The organism is Ruegeria sp. AB8 (genome assembly GCF_056542605.1).
Window position 1 is genome coordinate 172,114 of the sequence record NZ_JBQGAB010000006.1, and the last position, 17,420, is coordinate 189,533.

Here is a 17,420-nt window from a genome sequence, read left to right on the forward strand (position 1 = left end):
TGGACTGATTTTCCATTGCCTGTCATTCTAAATCACCTAGGCTCTTACTCATGATGAAGCTTGTTCGAAACGTCCTTCTGTCCGTGCTGATGCCGTTGATTGCGGTGGCAGCTATGGCGCAATCGCCTTCTGCTGCCAGCAGGGACCGGATTGAGGCCTTCCTGACAACGACCGGGTTTGATGTTGCGCTGGAAAGTATAGCTCTGACGTCGGCGTCAGCCCCCAAAATGCTTGGTATCGATCCTGAGGGGTTCGGATCGGACTGGACGCGCCTGGCGGAAGAAGTTTTTGACCTCAAGGATATGCACGAAATCGCCGTATCAATCCTTGAACAGACGTTGAGCGACGACTCGTTGAACCACGCCGTAGAGTTTTATGCGTCGGACCTCGGCCGACGGCTTGTCGAGGCTGAAAATGCCTCTCATCTGTACGAAGACGAGGACGACAAACAAAAACAGGGGCAGGAGATCATTTCAGAGCTTGTCAAAGACGGCTCGCACAGGGTCGAAACCCTGAAGCGCATGAATCGTGCCGTCGATTCAAGTGGAACCGCCCTTCGTGCGCTGCAGGAAGTGCAACTGCGCTTTCTTTTGGCGGCCAGCGCGTCTGGAGTTATCGACCTGCAGTTCAGCGCCGATGAATTGCGGGAAATGCTGCGCCGTAACGAAAGTGGGATGCGTCAGGCGATGCAATTGTCGGCTCTGGCAGGCGCCGCATATACTTATCAGGACTTCTCGGACGAGGATGTCGAAGCCTACACAAAAGCTCTGGAGCATCCGCAAATGCAGGAAGTTTATGAGCTGCTGAATGCAATCCAATACGAAATCATGGCCATGAAATTCGAAATTCTGGCGGCCCGGATGGCAGAATTGCATCCAGCTCAGGATATCTGATGCGTCTTGTTATTGGATTACTTATTGGACTGTTTGCATGCGGAACGGTCGCTGCATCCGAAAAGGTGGATCAACTTGCCGAGGCATTGCAGCTGAGCCAAATCATGGAGATCCTTCGGAAGGAAGGTCAGGCGCACCGGCAGGAACTGGATGAAACCCATCTGGACCAAAAGGGCGGCTCATTCCTGGAAGCGCAAGTCGAGGATATTTACGACACCGTCTGGATGCAGTCCCAGATAACCTCGGCCCTGACCGAGAATCTGACCAGCGTTCAGATGGATCAGGCTATTCTGTTTTTCGAAAGCGCTGTCGGCAAAACTGTGGTGTCACTGGAAAACTCGGCGCGGGATGCAATCTCGGACGAAACGATCGAGGAGATGGCCCGGCACGCGTATGAAAATGAGCCCCGCGACGACAAGTTCTTCAAGTTGGTGGATGAGTACATTCAGGTCAATGACCTGATCAATCAGAATGTTCAGAACTCTCTCAGCGCTGATTTCTTTTTCTTTCGCGGCCTTGATCTGGAAGAAAACCAGGATGACGCCGAACTCTGGGCCCAGCTATTGGCGCAGACAAAGGAAAGGACTGAGGATGCTACCGTTTGGCTCTATTCCTTCCTTCTTCTGGCCTATCAACCCCTGACCGAGGCGCAGATGCGAGAGAACATCGCCTTTTCCCGTACTGACACAGGCCGAGCCCTGAACAAGGCGCTGTTTACGGGCTTTGACCAAATGTTTGACGAGATTTCGTATCAACTGGGCAGGGCGGTTGCGCACTCGATGAGGGCATCTGATCTTTAGCACCGCATTGGTGTTGACTTTCTCGGGCAATCTATGGATAAGCGCGCATCCCGGCCGGAATCTCCGCGCCGGGTCTCGTTATTATTTGACCTCAGGGTTTTGCCCTAGGTCGTCACACAGCCCGAAAAGGGCGCGCTGTTCGAGGTGGCTTCGGCCAAAACGCCCACAAGGGGACCACAGAACGCGGTATGGAAAAGGAAAGACGCATGTTTGCGGTCCTCAAGACTGGCGGCAAGCAGTACAAAGTTCAGGCGGGCGACGTGCTCCGCGTTGAAAAACTGGCTGCCGACGCAGGTGAAAAAGTTCAATTCAACGATGTTCTGATGCTGGGCGGCGACGCTCCGGTTGTCGGCGCACCGTTCATCGAAGGCGCAGGCGTTCAGGCCGAAGTGATCGAACAGGTCAAAGGTGACAAGGTCATCAAGTTCGTCAAACGCCGCCGTAAGCACAGCTCGAAGCGTACTGTTGGCCACCGTCAGAAACTGACTCTGGTCAAAATCACCGACATCCTGGCGTCGGGCGCTGACAAGTCGGGCATCAAAGCTGCAACCGGTTCCGTTCCGGCTGGTGAAGCTGCTCCGGCGGCAAAAAAGCCTGCCAAGAAAGCTGAAGCCAAAGCAGAGGCACCCGTTGCGGCTGCTGCCGCTGACGATCTGACCCAGCTGAACGGTGTTGGTCCTGCCGCTGCCAAAAAGCTGGCCGAGGCCGGTATCGAGAGCTTTGCCGCTCTGGCCGCCTTGTCGGACGAGCAGATTGCTGCTATCGAAACGGTCAAAGTGAAACCCGAATGGGTTGAGCAGGCCAAAGAGCTGGCCAAAGGCTAAGGAGAGAGAGAATGGCACATAAAAAAGCTGGCGGTTCCTCCCGTAACGGTCGCGACTCAGCAGGTCGTCGCCTTGGCGTGAAACTCTATGGTGGTCAGGCCGCCATTGCAGGCAACATCATCGTGCGTCAGCGCGGCACCAAGTTCTGGCCGGGCGAAGGCGTAGGCATGGGCAAAGATCACACCATCTTTGCAACTGTCGATGGCGCCGTGAAGTTCCACAAGGGCCTCAAGAACCGCACCTTTATTTCGGTCCTGCCAGTGGCGGAGGCCGCAGAGTAAGCCGAAACCCAGAAGGTTTAATAAAAAATTCATGGGGGACCGGCAGAAAATGCCGGTCCCTTTTTCGTTTTAACGCAGTCGTGATCACAAGAACCGATGACAGTCGCCACCACCAGTTTCTTGATCTTTGCCGCCAGTCAGGTCGGTACGCCGGGACCGGCCAACATGGTCCTGCTCGGAACCGGTGCGCGTTATGGCTTTCGGGCGGCGTTGCCGTTTGTGGCCGGCGTCATCTTGGGCAAACAACTGATCATTTGGCCCGTGGGTTTTGGACTGCTGCAATTGGCTGAACAGGCGCCCCTGGTGTTTTCAGTCCTGAAATACGCTTCAGCGGCCTATATTTGCTGGCTTGCGTGGAAAATTGCGAACTTGCGTCTGTCGCGTGGTCCTACGCGTAAAGCCGCTCCGGGGTTCTGGGCGGGACTGATTGTTCACCCGCTGAATCCCAAGGCCTGGGCAATGATCGTGGCCGGGTTTACCGGTTTTGTTGCTGCCGGAACGTCGAGTTTTGACGCGACGCTCACGATCGCTCTCTGCTTATTGTCCTGCCAAGTGATTTTGCACCCGATCTGGACATTTGCCGGAGATAGAATTGCCCATGCGGTTGAAGGTCGCCCGGTGGAAAAATATCTGATGTGGACGTTGGCGAGTTTGACAGTCGCGTCCGTATTTTTTGTGTTGTTCGGAGGAGGAACGAACTCATGAAGCTTGAGACTATAATCAATCAGCCGGTCATTGAAACCGAGCGGTTCGATCTGCGCCCGCTGCGCAGGTCGGATATGGGTCTCATCGAGTATTATGCAGGCGAAAAACGCGTGGCGCGCATGACGACGTCGATCCCGCACCCGTTGCCGCCCGGCTCGGTCGAGGCATTTGTGACCCGCTCAATGGCTGACGACCGCGACGAGGATGTCTGGGCCATGGACGCCACCAAGGACGGCGGTCCTGAGCTGATCGGTGTGATCTCACTGATGCGGCTGGATCGCAATCAGTCCGAGGTCGGATATTGGGTCGCGCCCCTGTATTGGAACACTGGCATCGCCTCTCAGGCCGTCGAGGCCCTGGTCAATGCCAACCCGCTCGAGAACGCCACCATGTTCGCCAGCGTGTTTCAGGACAATCCGGCTTCGGCCCGGGTGCTGACACATTGCGGGTTCCAGTATCTGGGTGATGCGGAAAGCTATTCGGTGGCGCGCGACGCGAATGTGCCCACCTGGACATACAGCAAAAAACTCTGACTTGTGGCCGATGGGGCCTTTGCAGTAGGGGACAGTCATGAAATTTCTCGATCTTGCAAAGGTCTACATCCGGTCCGGGGCCGGCGGTGGCGGGTGCGTCAGCTTTCGGCGCGAAAAGTACATTGAATACGGCGGTCCCGATGGCGGAGACGGCGGTAAAGGCGGGTCTGTCTGGGCCGAGGTCGTGGACGGGCTCAACACCCTGATCGATTTTCGCTATCAGCAGCATTTCTTTGCCAAGAACGGTCAGCCCGGACGGGGGCAGCAGCGCACCGGCAAAGATGGCGACGATATTGTTTTACGGGTGCCCGTCGGCACCGAGATTCTGGACGAAGATGAAGAAACGGTAATCTGCGACCTGACTGAGGTTGGCCAACGCGTACTGTTGGCCAAGGGCGGCAATGGTGGCTTTGGCAACCTGCACTTCAAATCGGCCACAAACCAGGCGCCACGACGGGCCAACCCAGGGCAGGCGGGTATCGACCGCACGATCTGGTTGCGGCTGAAACTGATCGCCGATGTGGGGCTGCTTGGGATGCCCAACGCCGGAAAGTCGACCTTTCTGGCGGCAACGTCGAACGCGCGCCCAAAGATCGCAGACTATCCCTTCACGACACTGCACCCGAACCTGGGGGTCGTGGGCGTCGACAATGTGGAATTCGTCGTGGCCGATATTCCTGGCCTGATCGAAGGTGCCCATGAAGGGCGCGGGATTGGCGACCGCTTTCTGGGCCATGTCGAACGGTGCGCGGTTCTGCTGCATCTGGTTGACGGAACCTCGGAAACTGTGGCCGAGGATTTTCGCACCATCATTCACGAACTCGAAGCCTATGGTGGCGAACTGGCGGAAAAGCCGCGCATCACCGTGCTGAACAAGGTCGACGCGCTGGATGCCGATGAAACGGAAATGGTCAAGGCCGAACTGGAAGAGGCGGTCGGCGGCCCCGTCATGACCATGTCGGGCGTCGCGCATCTGGGTGTGACCGAGGTGCTCCGCGCCCTGAGAACGCAGATCGACGAAGACCGCCTGCGCCAAAAGCCCAACGAGGAGGCACAAGCTTGGCAACCCTGACCACTGCAAAACGTTTGGTTGTCAAAATCGGGTCCGCGTTGCTGGTGGACCGCGAGACGGGCCTGCTTCGATCCGAGTGGCTACGCTCTCTGGCCGAGGATGTGGTCTGGCTCAAGAATCAAGGGACGGATGTCATTCTGGTGTCCTCGGGCTCAATCGCTCTGGGGCGTGGCGTGTTGGGCCTGCCTATGGCCAACCTGCCATTAGAGCAGTCGCAGGCCGCTGCTGCTGTCGGTCAGATTCGGCTGGCCCGCGCGTATGAAGAGGTTCTTGCGCCTCATGACATCAAAACCGCTCAGGTTCTGGTAACGCTGGAAGACAGCGCAAACCGGCGCCGTTACCTGAATTCGCGGGCGACGCTTGAGACGCTGTTGAGCCTGGGCGTGGTCCCGATCGTCAATGAAAACGATACCGTTGCAACGGATGAAATTCGCTATGGCGACAATGACCGTCTGGCCGCGCAGATTGCTGTGACGGTTGGGGCCGACCAGCTGATTCTGTTGTCTGATGTTGACGGGTTCTACACCGGAAATCCCAACGAAGACCCGAAGGCGACCCGCTATGACGTGATCGAACAGATCACGCCCGAGATTGAGGCCATGGCAGGCGATGCGGGTTCCGGGTTGTCAAAGGGCGGTATGAAGACGAAACTGTTGGCTGGCAAGATGGCGATCGCCGCCGGCTGCGATATGGCGATTACTGAAGGTTCCCCGCTGAACCCGCTGAAAACGCTCGAGAACGGTGCAAATTGCACATGGTTCACGGCGACTTTGGATCCGCACGCCGCGCGCAAACGCTGGATTTCGGCGATGAAGCCGCGCGGAGAGATCAAAGTGGACGAGGGGGCAGCGCGTGCGCTGGCCAACGGCAAAAGCCTGCTGCCAGCAGGTGTTATCGAAGTAACCGGTGATTTCGGGCGTGGCGATCCCGTAGCGATTCTGGATCCCGTGGCGCGGCGTCTGGCCCAGGGCCTAAGCCGTTACACTGCGCAGGAAGCCGATGCGATAAAGGGGCGCAAATCTTCGGAAATCGAGGCGACGCTCGGTTATCCGGGCAGGGCCGCCCTGATCCATCGCGACGATCTGGCACTATAGTGACGTTCCACAAAACGCAGAACACTCGGACCCGAAAGGCACAAGACATGAAGGATTTCGACACCATTCCCGCCCTGATGGCCGATCTCGGGAAACGTGCCAGGGAAGCATCGAACGCGCTTGGGTTTGCCAGCGCCGAACGTAAACACGCTGCGCTGATTGCAGCCGCCGACGCGGTTTGGAAAAACCGCGCGCAGATCATTGAGTCCAACCGGAAAGACCTGGAGTTTGGTCGTGAAAAGGGCCTGAGCGCCGCCATGATGGACCGCCTGATGCTGGATGAGGACCGTGTCCGCGGCATGGTTGACGGTTTGCGCGCCGTCGCTGAACAGGCAGATCCCGTGGGCGAAGTTCTGTCTGAATGGGATATGGCGTCGGGTCTGAATATTCAGCGTGTGCGCACACCGCTTGGCGTGATCGGTGTGATCTATGAAAGCCGGCCAAACGTAACCGCCGATGCCGGTGCACTTTGCCTGAAATCCGGCAATGCCGTGATTCTTCGGGGCGGTTCCGAGAGCTTTCACTCGTCGACAGCGATCCACGCCTGCCTTGTCGAGGGGCTGAAGGCCGCCAACCTGCCCGAGGACGCGATACAGTTGATCCCGACCCGGGATCGAGCTGCGGTTCAGGAACTGTTGACCATGACCGATTACGTGGATGTCATCGTCCCCCGCGGCGGCAAGGGTCTTGTCGGGCTGGTGCAACGCGAAGCACGTGTGCCTGTTTTTGCGCATCTCGAAGGCATCGTTCACATCTACGTGGACAAGGCAGCCGATCCCCAAAAAACGCTGGATGTGGTCCTGAACGCCAAGACGCGACGCACCGGCATTTGTGGCGCTGCGGAATGTCTTCTTGTTCACGAGGACGTTGCGAAGACACTGGGACGCGACGTTGTATCCGCCTTGATGGCTGCCGGTGTCGAAGTCCATGCCGAGGGCGATCTGGCCATCGAAGGCACAATCGCCGCGACCGATGAGGATTGGGGCAAGGAGTTCCTCGACAGCATTATTGCGGCAAAACCGGTTGCCGACATCGACGCGGCCATCGCGCATATCCGGGCCAATGGCTCAAACCATACCGATTGCATCATGACCGAGGACGCCAATGCCGCCGCGCGTTTCTTCGAGCGGTTGGACAGTGCCATTCTGATGCACAATGCCTCAACTCAGTTTGCCGACGGCGGGGAATTCGGAATGGGCGCTGAGATCGGGATTGCCACCGGCAAGATGCATGCACGCGGCCCGGTGGGGGCCGCGCAATTGACCAGCTTCAAGTATCTTGTGCGCGGGAACGGGACGACCCGAACCTAAAAGCGCAAAACCACGCGGGTTGCGGCAGTTTCAACCGCGATCCGCCGCCCCATGGCCGCCGAAGTTTCATGCAGCAAGGCAAACTGCACCTGAGCTGGTGTTATCTTGCCGGGAAAACGACCGGTCGCGACGTGTTTCCACAGATTGCAGTCGATATTCAGTTTGTCCGCGTTCCCGGCCACGGTCCATTTCCCGTCATGCAGGGAAATCTCGACCTCGCCTCCCATAGGCATTGCACTTTCGCAGCACATCAATGCCAGAAAGGTGAGTTTCACCTGATTGCGGGGTACGGGTTCGCCCAGGGTCCAATTGATCCGTACGCGGCCGGCGCGTTCGATATCCCGTAACAGATCTGCAATTTCGGTTCGTCCAAGCGGCTGGTCGCCCGCAGCGCCGAACGCCACGCGGAAAAAGCGAATTCTGGTACCGGCGCTGCCGACGCTGCCGGAAATCAACTCCATCTCAGGACCTTGCACGCTGCCAACCATCTCAAGCAGTTCCAGCCCGTTGGTGATCGCACCTATAGGGCTGATCAGATCGTGACAGATCCGGGAACCGATCAACTCGGCCAGGTTGACGTCCGTGCCGCCCATGCGTACCTCCTGCTGTATCTGCCGCCGGACCGGAGCCACCGCATGACAGACCTCAATGCTATTCTTGCGCCGGGCATGTATGTCCGCCACCCGGATTTCCCCGATTGGGGCATCGGACAGGTTCAGTCCAACATCGCAGGCAAGATCACCGTGAACTTTCGCGAGCACGGGAAAGTGGTGATTGACGGGACACGTATTGCCCTGGTGCCGGTCTTTGATCTCTGAAACTGGTTTAGGAAAAGTTAACGGAACCTGCCAGAGCAGCGCATGTTGCTAAGCCGCAAAAAACTGCTGTATCAGGCGGACCAGTACCAAAAAGGATCAAACATCGCACATGCCCGACGCAGGCCCTTCCTTCACAGTCAAACTTGCCGAAAACGAGGCGGAGCTTCGGGCGGCGCAGCGGCTACGCTATGACGTGTTCGTGCGCGAGTTGGGCGGCGGTGGGCGGATGGTTGACCATGATGCCGGTTTGGAGCAGGACAGCTTCGATCCGCATTTCGATCACATGCTGGCTTATGACGATACGACGGGCGAGGTGATTGGTGTCTATCGGTTGTTGCCCGGTGATCGGGCCGCTGAACTGGGGCAGTTCTATTCGGAAGATGAATATGATCTGACTGTCCTGAAAGAAAGCGGGCGCAAGCTGCTGGAACTTGGGCGATCGTGCCTGCACCCCGATTACCGGGGCGGCACGGCGATGTATTACATCTGGAATGGACTTGCGAAATACGTTGAAGACCGCAACATCGAAGTTCTGTTTGGTGTCGCCAGTTTTCACGGCACGGATGTTCAGGCACTTGCTCAACCCCTGTCGATGCTGCATCACAACCATCTGGCACCACCTGATCTGCGGGTACGTACCCAGCCAGGTGTCTTTCAGGACATGAACCTTGTCGCCCCCGAGGATCTGGATCGGCGCGCTGCCGTAGTCCAGGTGCCGTCACTTATCAAGGCTTACCTAAGGCTGGGCGGATTTGTGGGCGAGGGGGCCTTTATTGATCATGCCTTCAACACCACCGATGTCTGCCTGATCCTTGACACAGCCCGCATGAACGAGCGTCAAAAGCGCATCTACAGTGGGGCGTAATCCTGTGAACGACCCGCTCTGGAATAGCGAGGATGCGCCGGATCCCATCCGATTGGGTCTGGGCGGTTGGCTTCTGGTGATCCTGCGCGGGCTGCCTTTAGCGATTTTGGTGTTTGGTGGTCTGATCATCCTTTTGGCCCTTCGTCTGATCGAACGACCGCTTTACGGCATTCGAAGGCCGGTTACACCTTTCATCACCCAGTTCGTCTGCAGGAATGCATTTCGAATACTCGGAATGGGATATCGAACATCAGGCGAATTGATGCGAGAACAAGGCGCGGTTGTGGCTAATCACACCTCTTGGCTGGATATTTTCGCACTCAATGCGCGCAAAAGGGTCTACTTTGTATCCAAGGCCGAAGTTGCCAAATGGCCCGGCATTGGGTGGCTGGCCCGTGCAACCGGCACCGTGTTCATTGAACGTGACCGCAAGAAAGCGCGCGAGCAGACCAAGGTGTTCGAAACCCGACTGAAAGCCGGGCACAAGCTGTTGTTTTTCCCCGAAGGCACCTCGACTGACGGTTTGCGTGTTTTGCCATTTAAAACAACACTTTTCGAGGCATTCTTTACAAAAGAATTGCGAGAGTTCATGTATGTCCAGCCGGTCACGGTGGTTTTCCATGCACCGGATGGGCGGCCTGCGCGTTTCTATGGCTGGTGGGGCGACATGGATTTCGGACCGCACCTTCTCAAGACACTCGGCGCACGCAAGCAAGGCTCGGTTGAGTTGATTTATCATGCCCCCGCAAAAGTCAGCGACTTTGAGAACCGCAAGGCTTTGGCTGCACATTGCGAGGAGGCGGTTCGGCACGCACATAGCCTGGCGCGGCTCGAAAAATAAGGGCGAAAGACCCTTGCGCTGCCACTCAACCTGCCGTATACGCGCGCCATTCAAACCCGCAGGCGGGGTTTGGCCTTTTTGAGGGAGACATCCTCATCAAGACCGCCGGTTGGAGCATCCGCTTCTTTCACCCCCGCCGAGGCGTAAACCGGAAAAGGAAAGTAAAGCATGGCTCTTCCCGAGTTCACCATGCGTCAGCTGCTGGAAGCTGGCGTTCACTTTGGTCACCAGACACAGCGTTGGAATCCCCGCATGGGCCCGTTCATCTACGGCTCGCGCAATGGCATCCACATCATGGACCTGACCCAGACCGTTCCGATGCTGGATCAGGCTCTGCAGGCTGTTCGTGACACCGTCGCAAAAGGTGGCCGCGTTCTGTTCGTTGGCACCAAGCGTCAGGCTGCTCAGCCGATCGCTGAAGCCGCTGAAAAGTCGGCGCAGTACTACATGAACCACCGCTGGCTGGGCGGCACCCTGACCAACTGGAAAACCGTTTCCCAGTCGATCAACCGTCTGAACCAGATCGACGAAGCAATGGAATCGGGCGCCGAAGGCCTGACCAAGAAAGAGCGTCTGGGCATGGAGCGTGACCAGTCCAAGCTGCAGGCTTCGCTGGGCGGTATCCGCGAGATGGGCGGCGTTCCTGATCTGCTGTTCGTCATCGACGTCAAGAAAGAAGCACTGGCCATCGCCGAAGCCAACAAGCTGGGTATCCCGGTTGTGGCAGTTGTCGACACCAACTGCTCGCCCGACGGCGTTGACTACATCATCCCCGGCAACGACGACGCTGCACGCGCAATCGCTCTGTACTGCGATCTGGCCGCACGCGCCGCACTGGACGGCATGACCGCTCAGATGGGTGCTGCGGGCGTTGACCTGGGTGCGTTCGAAGAAGCTCCGGTTGAAGAAGCCGTTGCTGAAGAGGCCGAAGCAGAAGCACCTGCTGAAGCGTAAGCTGCCCGTCACCAAAATGACATATGGGGCAGGGTAGACCTGCCCCAATTCCGTTTGAATTGAGGAGAGCCAAAAGATGGCAATCACAGCAGCAATGGTTAAAGAACTGCGCGACTCGACCGGCGCAGGCATGATGGACGCAAAAAAAGCGCTGACCGAAACCGGCGGAAACATGGACGAAGCCGTTGACTGGCTGCGCACCAAGGGCCTGGCCAAAGCGGCTAAGAAATCTGGCCGTACCGCGGCAGAAGGTCTGGTTGCAGTTCACGTGGACGGTGGCACTGGTGTCGCTGTCGAAGTGAACTCGGAAACCGACTTCGTTGCGAAGAATGGCGAGTTTCAGGAAATGGTTGGCAAAATCGCCTACGCCGCCGAAGGCGTGGACAATGTCGAGGCGCTGCTGGCTGCTGATCTGGGCGGCAAGACCGTTGCCGACACGCTGACCGACAAGATCGCCACCATCGGAGAAAACATGTCGGTTCGCCGCATGGCCAAACTGTCGGGCGACACCGTTGTGTCTTACGTGCACAACGCTGCCACCAATGGCATGGGCAAAATCGGTGTTCTGGTTGCTCTGACCGGTGGTGACGAAGCAATCGGCAAACAGGTTGCAATGCACATCGCAGCTGTAAACCCGGCGGCCCTGTCCGAAGATGATATGGACCCGGCTGTTGTCGAGAAGGAAAAGCAGGTTCAGATGGACATCGCCCGCGAATCCGGCAAGCCCGAGCAGGTGATCGAAAAGATGATCGTAGGCCGCATGAAGAAATTCGTCGCGGAATCGACTCTGCTGAACCAGCAGTTCGTTGTGAATCCTGACCTGACTGTTGAAGCCGCTGCCAAAGAAGCTGGCGCGACCATCACCGGCTTCGTCCGTCTGGAAGTGGGTGAAGGCATCGTTGTCGAAAAAGAAGACTTCGCAGCCGAAGTGGCCAAGGCTGCTCAGGGCTGAGAATGCGGGGTATCAACAGATACCCCCACTAAGAATTAGGAACCGGTTACGTGAAAGCGTGACCGGTTTTTTGTATTCCGGATGCACGTACGCAGAACGCTGCCGACTACCGCAAAATTGCAGAAAAGGCTGATTGAGGGGCCCCGCATGATGGGGATGGTCGAGGCCCCCCAAAATTTCCGACTCAACTACGTGGACTAATAGACGCATTTGAGTCAGAGCGACCGGAGAGCCCTGGTATTGCAAAGATCCGATCAATTGTTCCCTGGCTAAAGCCACCACTCACGGAACACTCTCACTTTGCAACTTATGGTAAGGATTCGGAAAGTCATGTTTTCCTTACCTAAGGTAAATTGACGCAGTTTAGCGTCAAAATTGACGCGTTATGCCTCCATAACGAACATCTGGTTCTGCAGCGAAGCTTTCAGGACAGCCTGCGCTGTTGTTTCAACTGCAAGTGACTCGCGCGCGAGCCTGAGGTGCTTTTCTACCGTCGCTGAAGTCAGCCCCATGAGCAGAGCAATATCCTGCGTTGTCTTGCCATCGCCGACCCATTGCAGCGCCTCACGCTGGCGCTTTGTCAGGGCCCGGTTGGGGGCGTGATAGGGCAGTGTCAGGATCTTCAGATGGGCGACATTGTTCATCAGCAGAATGTCTTCGCCGTGCTCTTCCCATATCGCGTCAACATCATCCTGGCTTAGATCACTACCGGCCGCCAAAGAGATTGCACCCTTGGTGCGCATCGACACAGAATTGAAGCTGACAGTATATCCGGCGACAACGCCCATGGACTTGTTGAAATCCAGAACCTGCTTCTCCTGAGGGGACAACGAACCGTTGCTCTGCGAAGATTGTGCCAGATTCCAGCTTTGCGCACCCTCATTGTTCAGCGCCCATTTCAACATTGGCGCATGGAAGTACAGTCCACCCTGCAAAAACCCATCCAAGTACGCCCGGCCATGGTTTGTGAGGATGACAAAGTCTTCGGGGTCTCCCAGCGACGTTTCTGTCCGGAACAACGTGTAGCCGTACAAAAGACGCTCGAACCCGAACTCAGCCATTTGACGGCAGTGCGCGTCCCATAGCTCTTCCAGAGTTTTCGTATAGCTCAGGAAATGAAGATATTCTTTCAGGTTCACGCCGCGCCACCTCCGTCATTGAGATGCGAAGCCAGCGCATCCAAAGCCAGCACATAGCTTTGCGCCCCAAATCCGCAAATCTGACCAAGCGCCGCCCTGGCGATGTAGGACTTGTGGCGGAAGGATTCTCGCGCATGAATGTTTGACAGGTGGACTTCGATCGTCGGCAGCTCGACCGACGAAATCGCATCCAGCAATGCAATTGAAGTGTGCGTATAGGCGCCAGCGTTCAGTACCAGCCCTTCATAAACCCCACGCGCCGTGTGGATGGCGTCAACAAGCGCGCCTTCGTGGTTGGACTGAAGATGTGATACTGACAGCCCAATCGACTTTCCATGCGCTAAGCACAGATCTTCGACGTCTTTCAAAGTGACGCTGCCATAAATCTCAGGTTGCCGCGTACCCAGCAAATTGAGGTTTGGCCCATTTAATACCAGAATTTTGCGCATTATTTTACTGTCCCCATAACAGTTTGATAAACGTGAAATGGGGAAGATGTCTACATGCCATTGTTGTATTAAAATATGTAATAACTCCGTTACGATACATACAAAACGGCGGCCGACACCTGCACTGGCTGGTTGGAGCAGCGAAATCCGCAATACAACACAGGTTTGGAAACACATGGCACGTCAGTCGACACTTGGCCCTGACAGGACGCAACACATCCGCCACTGGATGCAACGCTATGTCGATCAGCGCAAATACGCGGGTTCTTCGTTGTTGCTGATCCGGGGCGGTAGAGAGGCGTTTTTTCATACCTGCGGGCATCGGGACCTTGCGCGCGAACTGCCTTTTGAACGTGACACGGTGGCTCGAATTTATTCCATGACCAAACCGATCACGTCCGTCGCCATCATGATGCTGGTTGAACGCGGTTTGTTTCCTCTGAACGCGCTGGTATCTGACTTTTTGCCCGAGTTCGCGGATATGCAGGCGCTTGTGTCTGACGCAACAAGGATTGATCATACAGAACCTGCCACGACCCCGACGGTGCACCAGCTACTGACACACACAAGTGGCCTTAGCTATTCCTTTAACCCCGGAATACTGCCGGAAGCCATGGAAGCGCAAGAACTATTTTTCAAGCCGGATCAGGGCGTTCTGGCGGATAACGTAACAAAACTTGCTACCCTGCCACTGGCGTTCCAACCAGGGACCAGGTGGGAATACTCCGTCGCGACGGACGTTCTTGGCCGGATCATTGAAATCGTATCAGGACAGTCCTTGGACGGGTTCTTTCAGCAAAATGTTTTTGACCCATTGGGCATGACAAAGACCGGTTTTTCAGTCCCACAGGGAGCATCTAGCAGATTTGCGTCGCTTTACACCCCCTTGGCTGGCGACGCCATGGCGCTCAATTCCGCCGATGTCGGGGAAAACAGCCTGCGGCTTGTAGACGAAGCCGGGAAATCTCCGTTTGAACGCGCGACGATGTATTCCGGAGGTGGCGGTCTGGTAAGCACGATCGATGACTATGCCCGTTTCGCGGAAATGCTGCGAAATCGGGGGCAGGGGAACGGCTACCGCCTGTTGGGCCCCAAGACCGTTGAGTTTATGATGCATAACCATTTGCCGGGTGACATCGCATCGATGGGCCCACGCAGTTTTGCGGAACAACCGATGGAGGGAACGGGGTTTGGACTTGCGGGCGCTGTTGTTATCCAGCCAGGTCGCACCCGGGTGGCCGGGTCCCAAGGGGATTTCAGTTGGGGCGGAATGGCTTCTACGTTTTTCTGGATAGACTACCAGAACAATCTGACTTCGGTGTTCTTCACGCAGTTGTCTCCGTCCAGTTCATACCCGTCCCGGGCCGAGCTAAAATCACTGGTTTTGGGTACAATCATTGAATGACCGGTCGGCGACTGTTACTTCGCCTGAAGAAATACACCAGTGAGACACAATATGACCGAAGCCGAGCGTATCCTTCTTGATCTTCTCAACGTTGAAAGGCTTGAACAGGACCTGTTTCGGGGCACCGGATCCGGCGGGGAAACCCCGACAAGAGTATTCGGGGGTCAGGTCATAGCCCAAGCGCTGGCCGCGGCTTACAGGACCGTGGACGACCGGCTATGCCATTCGCTTCATGCGTATTTCATACGAGCCGGAAATCCTGATATTCCGATAATATATCAAGTGGATAGAGCACGAGATGGAGGTTCTTTTACGACTCGCCGGGTTGTTGCGATCCAGAACGGGAAACAAATCCTGAACTTGTCGGCGTCTTTTCATATTCAGGATGATGGATGGGATCACCAACATCCCATGCCAGAGTCGAATTCACCGAACTCGTATCCCGCGCGATCAGAGTTGTATCACAAGTTGCTGGATCAAGTTCCGAAACGGCTGCATGGCGAGCTGCTTCGGGAACGTCCGATCGAAGTTCGCGAGGTCAATCACCACAGCCCGATCCATCCGGTGAAATCCGATGACCGCAACCAAATCTGGTTTCGCATGTCAGCAGCGGCTGACACTGATCCAATCACACAGCATCTGTTGTTGGCATACGCGTCAGACATGTACCTGATGACGTCAGGGATGCGGCCGCACGGCCTGAGCTGGTATACTGGCGAAGTCAACAGCGCCAGCTTGGATCATGCGTTGTGGTTCCATGCGCCAGTCAATTTCGAAAACTGGCATTTGTATTCGATGGATTCCCCATGGACAGGCCGGGGTCGCAGTTTTAACCGCGGTTCGATCTTTTCTCAGAATGGCGAACTTGTGGCGTCTGTCGCACAGGAAGGCCTGATGCGGAAGGCTGTCAAACAAGGTTAGAAAATTCTGCTAACAAATTGTTTTAATTTCGGATTGCTGCCAGTTAGCAAGGTGTCACCACGGGCGTAGAAACCTGTATATTACCATAATACCGATTATGCGTATCTGTGTATCCTTTAAAATTGACAGTCAAGTTTACGTCAACTCACGAACCTCTGAATAAAATCTTAGCGACGGCAACCACCCAGCTGCCAAATAGCAGCCGAGTGGCAGAATGCTCGCCGTGTCACTACAGTGCCAATTACTGCACTCGGATTCCGGCGCTTAGAAAAACGCCTGCAAGCCGGTTTGGGCCCGCCCCAGGATCAATGCATGGACATCGTGAGTGCCTTCATAGGTATTCACGGTCTCCAGATTGACCATGTGGCGAATAACGTGAAACTCCAGAGAGATACCGTTGCCACCGTGCATGTCGCGTGCCAGACGCGCGATATCCAGAGCTTTGCCACAATTGTTGCGCTTCACGATCGAAATCATTTCCGGCGCAGCTTCGGCCTGGTCCATCAGGCGTCCGACCCGCAGGCTGGCCTGCAGCCCCAGCGCGATTTCGGTTTGCATGTCAGCCAGTTTACGCTGGAACAATTGCGTTTGCGCCAAGGGACGATTGAATTGCTTGCGGTCCAGTCCATACTGGCGCGCGCCATGCCAGCAGCATTCAGCAGCCCCCATGACCCCCCAGCTGATGCCGTATCTTGCGCGGTTCAGACAGCCGAATGGACCTTTCAGACCCTGAACATGGGGCAGCAATGCGTCTTCACCAACCTCTACGCCATCCAGAACGATTTCACCGGTAATTGATGCGCGCAGACTCAGCTTGTTCTGAATCTTAGGGGCGCTCAGACCCTTGAGGCCTTTTTCAAGCACAAAACCGCGAATTTTGCCGTCATGCGCATCGGATTTGGCCCAGACAACAAACACATCCGCGATCGGTGCATTGGAAATCCACATCTTGCTGCCGGTCAACCGATAGCCGCCATCGATCTTTTCAGCGCGGGTCTTCATGCCTGCCGGGTCCGAACCCGCGTCCGCCTCGGTCAGACCGAAACAACCAATCCACTCTCCGCTGGCCAGCTTGGGCAGGTATTTTTGCCGCTGTTCTTCACTGCCATAGGCATAGATCGGATACATCACCAGTGAGCTTTGCACCGACATCATCGATCGATAGCCGGAATCCACACGCTCGACTTCACGCGCCACCAGCCCGTACGAGACATAGCCGGCACCGATCCCGCCATATTCTTCGGGAATCGTGGTGCCCAGCAAACCCATTTCGCCCATTTCGCGAAAAATCTCGGGGTCTGTCTTTTCCTCCTCGAACGCCTGCGTAATCCGGGGTTGCAGCTTTTCCTGAGCATAAGCACGGGCGCTGTCCGCAATCATGCGTTCGTCTTCGTTCAGCTGATCAGACAGGCGAAAAGGATCATCCCAGGCAAATTTACCAAGATCCGGGGTATCCTTGGCGCGCAAGGTGGGTTTGGGGGTCGGGGCGTTCATGATCATTCTCCGCTCAGTCGGCTTCGCGGCAAAATAACCCGGAGCGCTGGCAAAAGACAGCAAGAGTTTA

General features: G+C 56.3%; 20 protein-coding genes. 16 read left to right on the forward strand and 4 right to left on the reverse strand.

Annotated elements, in window-relative coordinates; genetic code table 11:
- Nucleotides 1–50 precede the first annotated feature (50 nt).
- The 9 genes from ACR0CG_RS08405 to ACR0CG_RS08445 all read left to right on the forward strand — a co-directional run bounded on the left by ACR0CG_RS08405 (nt 51) and on the right by ACR0CG_RS08445 (nt 7,512).
- The gene (locus ACR0CG_RS08405; protein ID WP_480524066.1) at nt 51–893 is read left to right on the forward strand and encodes a DUF2059 domain-containing protein; all 843 of its coding nucleotides are present in this window, start codon (nt 51–53) and stop codon (nt 891–893) included.
- Entirely contained in the window at nt 893–1,693 is an 801-nt protein-coding gene (locus ACR0CG_RS08410) for a DUF2059 domain-containing protein (protein ID WP_480524068.1), read from the forward strand. Before ACR0CG_RS08405 ends, ACR0CG_RS08410 begins: the two co-directional genes overlap by 1 nt.
- Nucleotides 1,694–1,899: 206 nt before the next feature.
- Nucleotides 1,900–2,517, forward strand: a complete 618-nt coding sequence (locus tag ACR0CG_RS08415; RefSeq protein ID WP_321252996.1) for a 50S ribosomal protein L21 — start codon at nt 1,900–1,902, stop codon at nt 2,515–2,517.
- A gap of 11 nt (nt 2,518–2,528) precedes the next feature.
- Nucleotides 2,529–2,798: a 50S ribosomal protein L27 gene (gene rpmA, locus ACR0CG_RS08420; protein WP_010440093.1), complete on the forward strand. Its 270-nt coding sequence runs from the start codon at nt 2,529–2,531 to the stop codon at nt 2,796–2,798.
- Nucleotides 2,799–2,894: 96 nt separating this feature from the next.
- Entirely contained in the window at nt 2,895–3,503 is a 609-nt protein-coding gene (locus ACR0CG_RS08425; protein ID WP_480524069.1) for a LysE family translocator, read from the forward strand.
- The gene (locus tag ACR0CG_RS08430) at nt 3,500–4,036 is read left to right on the forward strand and encodes a GNAT family N-acetyltransferase (protein WP_170615047.1); all 537 of its coding nucleotides are present in this window, start codon (nt 3,500–3,502) and stop codon (nt 4,034–4,036) included. The genes ACR0CG_RS08425 and ACR0CG_RS08430 overlap by 4 nt, the downstream gene beginning before the upstream one ends.
- Nucleotides 4,037–4,073: 37 nt before the next feature.
- Complete coding sequence (gene obgE / locus ACR0CG_RS08435; RefSeq protein ID WP_480524071.1) at nt 4,074–5,108, forward strand: GTPase ObgE; 1,035 nt, start codon at nt 4,074–4,076, stop codon at nt 5,106–5,108.
- The gene (gene proB / locus ACR0CG_RS08440; protein ID WP_480524073.1) at nt 5,096–6,202 is read left to right on the forward strand and encodes a glutamate 5-kinase; all 1,107 of its coding nucleotides are present in this window, start codon (nt 5,096–5,098) and stop codon (nt 6,200–6,202) included. Before obgE ends, proB begins: the two co-directional genes overlap by 13 nt.
- Nucleotides 6,203–6,249: 47 nt before the next feature.
- Complete coding sequence (locus ACR0CG_RS08445; RefSeq protein ID WP_480524074.1) at nt 6,250–7,512, forward strand: glutamate-5-semialdehyde dehydrogenase; 1,263 nt, start codon at nt 6,250–6,252, stop codon at nt 7,510–7,512.
- On the opposite strand, the gene ACR0CG_RS08450 is transcribed toward ACR0CG_RS08445, so the two are convergent.
- Entirely contained in the window at nt 7,509–8,105 is a 597-nt protein-coding gene (locus tag ACR0CG_RS08450; RefSeq protein WP_480524076.1) for a histidine phosphotransferase family protein, read from the reverse strand. The two genes, ACR0CG_RS08445 and ACR0CG_RS08450, sit on opposite strands and share 4 nt — an antisense overlap.
- A gap of 42 nt (nt 8,106–8,147) precedes the next feature.
- On the opposite strand from ACR0CG_RS08450, the gene ACR0CG_RS08455 reads away from it, so the two are divergent.
- From ACR0CG_RS08455 to tsf, 5 genes are all read left to right on the forward strand, one after another.
- Nucleotides 8,148–8,330: a DUF3553 domain-containing protein gene (locus ACR0CG_RS08455; protein WP_480524077.1), complete on the forward strand. Its 183-nt coding sequence runs from the start codon at nt 8,148–8,150 to the stop codon at nt 8,328–8,330.
- 109 nt (nt 8,331–8,439) lie between these two features.
- On the forward strand, nt 8,440–9,195 hold the full coding sequence (gene olsB / locus ACR0CG_RS08460) for an L-ornithine N(alpha)-acyltransferase (protein WP_480524078.1): 756 nt from the start codon (nt 8,440–8,442) through the stop codon (nt 9,193–9,195).
- A gap of 4 nt (nt 9,196–9,199) precedes the next feature.
- Entirely contained in the window at nt 9,200–10,036 is an 837-nt protein-coding gene (olsA, locus tag ACR0CG_RS08465; RefSeq protein WP_480524079.1) for a lyso-ornithine lipid O-acyltransferase, read from the forward strand.
- Nucleotides 10,037–10,204: 168 nt separating this feature from the next.
- Complete coding sequence (gene rpsB, locus ACR0CG_RS08470) at nt 10,205–10,990, forward strand: 30S ribosomal protein S2 (protein ID WP_170615039.1); 786 nt, start codon at nt 10,205–10,207, stop codon at nt 10,988–10,990.
- 76 nt (nt 10,991–11,066) lie between these two features.
- A complete protein-coding gene (tsf, locus tag ACR0CG_RS08475; RefSeq protein WP_170615038.1) occupies nt 11,067–11,942 on the forward strand; it encodes a translation elongation factor Ts in 876 nt (291 codons plus the stop codon).
- A 383-nt stretch (nt 11,943–12,325) separates the two neighbouring features.
- Here tsf and ACR0CG_RS08480 read toward each other — a convergent pair whose 3' ends face one another.
- Nucleotides 12,326–13,081 (reverse strand): LuxR family transcriptional regulator, encoded by a 756-nt coding sequence (locus ACR0CG_RS08480; protein ID WP_170806349.1) that lies wholly within the window; start codon nt 13,079–13,081, stop codon nt 12,326–12,328.
- On the reverse strand, nt 13,078–13,530 hold the full coding sequence (aroQ, locus tag ACR0CG_RS08485) for a type II 3-dehydroquinate dehydratase (protein ID WP_480524082.1): 453 nt from the start codon (nt 13,528–13,530) through the stop codon (nt 13,078–13,080). Before aroQ ends, ACR0CG_RS08480 begins: the two co-directional genes overlap by 4 nt.
- A 175-nt stretch (nt 13,531–13,705) precedes the next feature.
- On the opposite strand from aroQ, the gene ACR0CG_RS08490 reads away from it, so the two are divergent.
- A complete protein-coding gene (locus ACR0CG_RS08490; protein ID WP_480524084.1) occupies nt 13,706–14,935 on the forward strand; it encodes a serine hydrolase domain-containing protein in 1,230 nt (409 codons plus the stop codon).
- A gap of 51 nt (nt 14,936–14,986) precedes the next feature.
- Nucleotides 14,987–15,856, forward strand: a complete 870-nt coding sequence (locus ACR0CG_RS08495) for an acyl-CoA thioesterase (protein WP_480524086.1) — start codon at nt 14,987–14,989, stop codon at nt 15,854–15,856.
- A 264-nt stretch (nt 15,857–16,120) separates the two neighbouring features.
- Here ACR0CG_RS08495 and ACR0CG_RS08500 read toward each other — a convergent pair whose 3' ends face one another.
- Nucleotides 16,121–17,350: an acyl-CoA dehydrogenase gene (locus ACR0CG_RS08500; RefSeq protein WP_480524087.1), complete on the reverse strand. Its 1,230-nt coding sequence runs from the start codon at nt 17,348–17,350 to the stop codon at nt 16,121–16,123.
- Nucleotides 17,351–17,420 lie beyond the last annotated feature (70 nt).